This is a genomic window from Mongoliibacter sp. (assembly GCF_007692705.1).
Taxonomy (GTDB): Bacteria; Bacteroidota; Bacteroidia; order Cytophagales; family Cyclobacteriaceae; genus Mongoliibacter.
Genome location: NZ_REBN01000249.1, coordinates 1 through 7,031, shown reverse-complemented (window position 1 = coordinate 7,031; position 7,031 = coordinate 1). Strand labels below are relative to the sequence as shown.

General features: G+C 41.9%; 2 protein-coding genes. One reads left to right on the top strand and one right to left on the bottom strand.

All coding sequences use genetic code 11. From position 1 onward, the window contains the following. The coding region (locus EA341_RS17215; RefSeq protein ID WP_293016408.1) for a GLUG motif-containing protein at nucleotides 1-4,740 on the bottom strand (4,740 nt) is incomplete at its 3' end. A 488-nt stretch (nucleotides 4,741-5,228) separates the two neighbouring features. On the opposite strand from EA341_RS17215, the gene EA341_RS17210 reads away from it, so the two are divergent. Next, a partial coding sequence (locus EA341_RS17210) for a tetratricopeptide repeat protein (protein ID WP_293016407.1) occupies nucleotides 5,229-7,031 on the top strand: 1,803 nt, incomplete at its 3' end.

The window sequence follows — 7,031 nt, the reverse complement described above, 5'->3', positions numbered from 1 at the left end:
ACCAACATTAATGATATCGCCTGTTGCATGAACATTTGTTAACGTTACGCTCTCAGCTGATCCTACTGCACCGCCTAACTTAGGGCCGGCTTCTATATCACCACGCGAGGTTGAATTGCTAACCTCTGAGCTCTCCAGTTTCCCGAACAATCCACCCACCTCGTAAAAGGTCTCAATTCTGTCATTTGGAAGGAAAGTAATTTGAACGTCCGAAATCAGGTTTGTTCCTGTGAGCCCAACTGCTCGTCCTGCAATACCACCAATTCTTGCCCCTGTGGCTGAATTATCTGATACGATTTGGCCAGATACAGAGATATCGTCAAGCAGGGTACCTTCACAGTTTGTTTCACAAAGAATGCTTCCCACCAAACCACCAATATTGGAAATGCTGTTAGACAAGTTAACAGAGAGCCCTGAAATATGGACACCCCTAACCTTTATCTCCGTTTCCGGATCGTTCAAAAAATTAAAAGACCCTGCCAATGTACCATAAGTACTACCTCCGGTAAGATCTAAACTTACATCTTCAAATATAAGGTCAACAATTTCTGCTCCTCCTTTAATTTCTTGAAAAAGACCAAGAAAACTGCTATTTCCTTCCAGTATCAGGCCAACTATTCTGTTGCCCTGACCATCCAATCGGCCAGAAAAACGACCAGATGTACCACCTCCACTCAAAGATCCAATTGGTTTCCATCCCAACCCATTATTGGCCACTGTACCATTGGCATCTTTCACCTGCTTTGCATAGCCCGTCGATTCAGGTGTAAGGTCATTCTCCAATCGGAAATGAAGATCAGGCTCGTTTAAAACCAAGTTGATATTTTGTAGGTGGTTCCAGTCAGCGATTAGATAAGGGTCATCCGCACTACCATCACCGCCGGCAAATAGAGGAACCTCCAATCCCGGTATAGGATTGACTTCAGGCGCTGCACCCGAGATATCATAGGCAATCCCCTGTAGGTAAGGATAGGAAAAGAAACCCTCAGGATTAATTTTCCACACACCCGTCTCAGCTGTAAAATCCCAGCCGGTAAATGTATTTTGTTGTTTTAGCTCCGCGGTGGTTTTACCGATCACGCCTGCTGGGCCACTATCTCCACTACCTACACCGTTTTTTACAATATCGGTATTCCAAAAGCTGTTGATAAAACTGCCACCATCATTTTCACCAACTAATCCACCCCCTCCAGCTTCAAAATGTGCCACTAAACCAGTTGCATAGCTGTTGGTTATAGTCGCACCACCATCACTAATAGAACCGACTAGTCCACCAACATGCAAGGCATCACTAGTGTCCTCGTTGCCCTTTACAGAGCCTGTAGCATAGCTGTTTAATATTGAAGTGGCATTACTTGCATGACCTACCAAACCACCAACTCTCTCTGCTCCGATTATATTTCCAGAAGCATGAGAAGTATTGATGCTTGAACTGCTCCACTGCGAGTGCCCAACCAGTCCACCAACATTTTTAAATCCCGTTACCATGCCCGTAGCATAAGAGAATATAATTTTTCCATCCTGATAGCCAACCAGTCCACCAACATTTTCACCACCCACCACATCTGCTGTGGCGTAAGAGTTAGTGATCTCTCCATCTGCATAAAAATAACCGACCAATCCGCCGACCCTATTATTAGAACCAGTTACGCTTCCTGTGGCATAAGAGCTGATGATATTACCGCCATTACTGGCATAAAATTCCCCAAATAGTCCTCCAACATCCTGTCTTCCTATCACGGTGATTGCCGCAGAAGAGTGGCTAATCTCTGTATCTATAGCCTCTCCTACTAGCCCGCCAGTATAGTTATTGCCACTTACTACTCCTGTCACAGAAGTGTTGGTAATGGTGGTGCCTTGAATCTCTCCCGCCAATCCGCCTACACGATTTCCCGTCGTTGAGATGTTCACATTGGCAATCTCAATATCTATTATGGTTGCCCCATTTGTATAGCCAAATAGCCCTTGGTATCCTGTTGCTGCATTGATTGTTAGGTCACTAATAGCGTTCTCATTACCATCGAAGTGACCTGTGAACCTTGAAACATCAGAAGAAGTAGAGTTATCCCCTATCGGTCTCCAGCCCGTGCCTCCATTGGCCAGGACATCATTGGCATCTTTCACCTGCTTTGCATAGCCCGTCGATTCCGGTGTCAGGTCATTCTCTAATCGGAAATAAAGATTAGGTTCGTTTAAAACCAAGTTGATATTTTGTAGGTGATTCCAATCAGTAATTAAATAAGGATCTCCAGCACTACCATCTCCGCCCGCAAAGAGTTGCTCAAGACCGGGAATTGGATTGACTTCAGGCGCGGCACCCGGGGTATCATAGGAAATCCCCTGTAGGTAAGGATAGGAAAAGAAACCCTCCGGATTAATTTTCCAAACACCCGTCTCAGCTGTAAAATCCCAGCCGTTAAATGTACTTTGTTGTTTTAGCTCGGCGGTGGTTTTGCCGATGACGCCAGTGCTGTTATCTTCATCGCCCACACCTATCCCTAGGTCATGCCCACTGGTTTCAGTGTTCCAATAAGAACTAGTCACATTTTCTGCAACTGAGGTGGATCCTCCTATCAAGCTTCCAAAAAGTCCACCAGCACCATTGGAAGTGGCATCAATAAATACCTCTCCAACGGCATAAGAATTGACCACAGTTGCTCGTCTATCAAAACTTCCGATCAAACCACCAGCCTGAGCATCAAAATTCATAACTGTCGCTTCGACTTTTCCTGTGGCATAAGCGTTTTCAATACGCGCATTATTGTTGCTCACAGTCCCAATCAGCCCTCCAACTTTTCTCCCACCTCGAACATTTCCATTAGCAAAAGAGTTAAAGATTTGCCCACCATTTAGTACACCAACCAATCCCCCTACATCATCACCATTTCCTTCGACATCTCCTCTTGCATGGGCATTGGTGATCAGCAATTGTAAAGTAAGGTCTTCACTATCAAAGCCGTCTGCTAAACCAATCAAACCTCCAGCACGTGCACCGGTAGCCGAGACTTGCACATCGGTGTTCACACCTGAAATGACATTATGACCGCTTACGGATGATCGCCTTAGTCTCCCAATTAATCCTCCTACATTTTGGCGGCCAGTCACCTCACCTGATACGGCAATATTGCTCAATGTGACATTACTCACCTGCAAAGCACCAAATAACACGCCCAGTTCATCATTACCTTGGATTTTAGCTTCATGGAGGCTGAGGTTGCTGGTATTGACAATCCCACTTTCATTAAACCCACCAAAGAGCCCCAAACTACTTTCATCAGGAGCGATGATCTCAAGGCCTCTGATGGCTTTATCATTTCCATTGAATGTAAAGTGCAAAGTTCCAGCACCACGATAAACCAAAGGTTGCCAACCCGTACCTCCATTGGCCAATGTCCCATCTGGTGACTTCACTTGACTCGCATAACCCGGAGTTTCAGGCGTTAAATCATTGGTCAGAATGAAATGATGCTCGCCATCCAATGCAGCCTTCATATTCTGTAGATGATCCCAATTTGCAATCTGAAAAGGATCTCCTGCACTACCATCACCGCCGGCAAATAGAGGCTTGGGGTTGTGGTCCAACCCTTGCCATTCAAGCGAAGGATAGCCATCGTTACTTTGTGGATCACCCAGTTCATCAATATGCCATATGCCAGGAAAATCCCATCCAAAGGATCTAAAAGTCTCAAACTGACGCATTTGAGCAGAAGTTATCCCTTCAGGCTCATTAACATTGTAAGTTGCAAAACCAGAGCCAAAAGCAACCTGCACACCACTGAGTTGTGTATCCCAGAAGGAAGCTTCGACAGTGGGACTAAATGAGACCACCCCAACCAATCCGCCTCGATTACCACTACCCGTCACACTACCCGCTGCGTAGGAATTTTCGATACTGGTTCCGTTTCCAGTTGCCTCTCCAACCAACCCGCCTACATTACTAGAACCCTCGACATTAGCCAAAGCGTAGGAATTGAGAATTTTAGCTTGGGACGTCAGCCTGCCAACAAGACCGCCAACGTTCTGGGTTCCTTCTACCGTGACCAAGGAATATGAATTTTGGATTTTCCCGGATGTAAGTTCTCCAACCAAACCACCGACATTTTGTGCTGTGGACTCAATAGTCCCGGTAGCGTAGCTATTAATGATTTGCCCTGAGCCCTCAACCAGACCCACAATTGCTCCACTCCAGAATGCACCGCCTGTGGTTACGATTTCCACATTAATGATACCAAGATTACTGATCACAGCCCCAGCACCGATCTTGGAAAACAGCCCTGCGAACTCCCTTCCAGCAGATAAGCTGATGCGCAAACCGTCAATCACATGACCATTGCCATCAAACGTCCCTTCAAAGCCAACATAACTCGGAGCCACATAACTTCCCCCTATTTCTTTCCATCCTGTACCTCCATTTGCCAAAGGACCTCCTACGATACCCACTTCATCTTCATACCCGTCTGTTTCAGGTGTCAGATCATTCATTAAACGATAGTGAAAAACTGGAACTGTGCTGCGATCACCCATGGCAGCCAACTGAGTCCAATTAGTGATTTGAAATGGATCTCCAGCACTACCATCTCCGCCCGCAAAGAGATTTGGTACAATTTCTCTGGGAAAAGTTGATGGGTTAGAATTTGCATAACCGAAGCTTATGAATAAAAACAAACTAAAGCAGCACATAAAGAAATACCTTAAGGGACAATTTTTTAGAAGTCCATATTTCTTTGTCGGAATGCTCATTTGAACTGAGGGTGATTTTCTGGTAGAAAGTCTTGCCATTTGAAGTAATTTGATGTTTACAGTATTGAAATTTTAAGCTTTATTTAAGCGGCAGAATGAATGATCTTTTGTCAGATGCATGATTGTGTCAGTGTGTCAAAAGCCAAGACACGAAGAACAAAAATGTGTGTTTGGTGTATTGGAGACAATCCTCAATGTTCAGGATTCAGAATTCCGAACACATTGAGCCTTAACTTGTGCTATTTTGTAAAAGATCTGTAAGACAATAGGATCGCCTTTAATTTTTATTTGGTGAATTTTGTTTTTCAAAATCGGATAAAACCAATACAACTAGTTGAAACAGTTTTAAAACTTAATTCTTAGTAGATTGACTATTAAAAATTTACTTAGAAATTCTGTATTAAATTCACTTCATACTAATCTGAAAACTTACATTACTTCAAATAATAAAAGTTCGACAATTAAGGCTCGATCGATTTGTAAACATTATGCAAAAAATACCTGTACAATTCACCTCCTATTCTCTTCAAAAATATTTGTTTTTGATAACATTCTTCCTTTGCTTCTATAATCCATATTTACTGATCGCATATCAGACAAACCTTGTTGAAAACGAAAGTATTTTTGTAAAAAAAGGCAATACATTGAGTTTGTTGGAAAACCATTCCTTTTTTAGGAGTAATCCCAGCAAAACACAAATCGAAAACTTTTTAGATTCCTATAAAGTCCACCCTACCCTCCCGAGTATGGAGGATGCAGAACTACTAAAAGCCATTTATGTACAATATGGTAGGGGAATTAATAACAAGAGCAAAGTCAAACTACTTATAAACCTGGCTTACATTTACAATCGTAATTTCAAATCTGATGCTGTATTTGAAACATTGGCTGAATTACGTAGGTATGAACTGAGTGAATTTGAATTGGGTTTGTCTCATTATTACCACGGCTTGGCAGAACAAGACCTCAGTAACTTTGAGCAAGCATTGTCAAAATACCTTGATGCGGCACCTTTATTTGAAAAGCTCAATTCAACCGAAAACCTTGCAGCCATCTACAGCGATATGGGTCGACTTTATAACTCTACAGGAGATCTTGATAATTCATTGACCTATTATCTCAAAGCCATAGATGCCGCCAATACCCTCAACGATGTAAATCTTTTGGCCAAATTCCATTCCAACGTCGGTACAACCTATGAAAAACTGGATGCCAATGATGAAGCTATCTCGTCTTATAATATGGGTCTGGAATTGGCAAGATTTTTAAATGATTCCTTGAAAATTGCCCAAAATCTATTGAACATCGGCAATGTGTACATGAAACTCAACAATCATGCTGACGCCCATAAGCAATACATAGAATCATTAGCTATATGCGAAATCAAAGGTATTTCCTATGGTAAGCTTTTGAATTATATGAATATGGGAGAAAATGCCAGAATGTGGGGCAGATGGGAAATGGCACAGACCATGCTTGATACAGCTCTATCGCTAGCAGAAAACATGAGTCTTCCACTGGAAAAATCGAACATACTTGGAAATCAAGCGGAACTGTATTTCGAAACCAAAAAATATAATTTAGCCTTCACTACCTTGAAAGAAGCAAAGAAATTGGAAAATGAAATTTTTGCTAAAGAAAAACAGGCCAGAATAGATGGGCTCAGTGTACAGTATGAGACAAGTCTCAAAGAAAGAGATCTTGAAAAGGCAAATCTGAAGCTTATCACATCGCAACAAAGAAATAGTTTCTTAATTATCCTTACCATCATGGCTGTAGTGATCAGCATACTCATATATACTTTTTATAGATATAAAAATCAAAAACTCAAAGACCTGTACCTTAAAAATCTTGAAACACTAAGGTTTTATGAAAAAAAGAAAGAATTACTCCAGATACACAAAGAAACTGAGAAAATCAGTCCTGAAGGTAATAGCAACTTTGATGCACTATTCGATCAGATCAACAGAGTCTTGATCCTCGAAAAGATCTTCAAAAATGAGGCACTTAACCTATCAAGTCTTTCAGAGCTAGTGAAGAGTAATTCAAAATATGTATCACAAGCCATTCAGCAAAATACTGACAAAAACTTCAATACATATATCAATCACCTCAGAGTTATGGAAGCTAAAAAATTGATTAAGGAATCATCTCACGAAATCAACTTAAGCGAAGTGATGTATTCCTGTGGATTCAAAAGCAGAAGTACCTTTTATACCGCTTTTCAAAAGGAGACCGGAATGTCTCCTAAACAATATAGGGATTTGGCAACTTCTGATTTTGGTCATAAG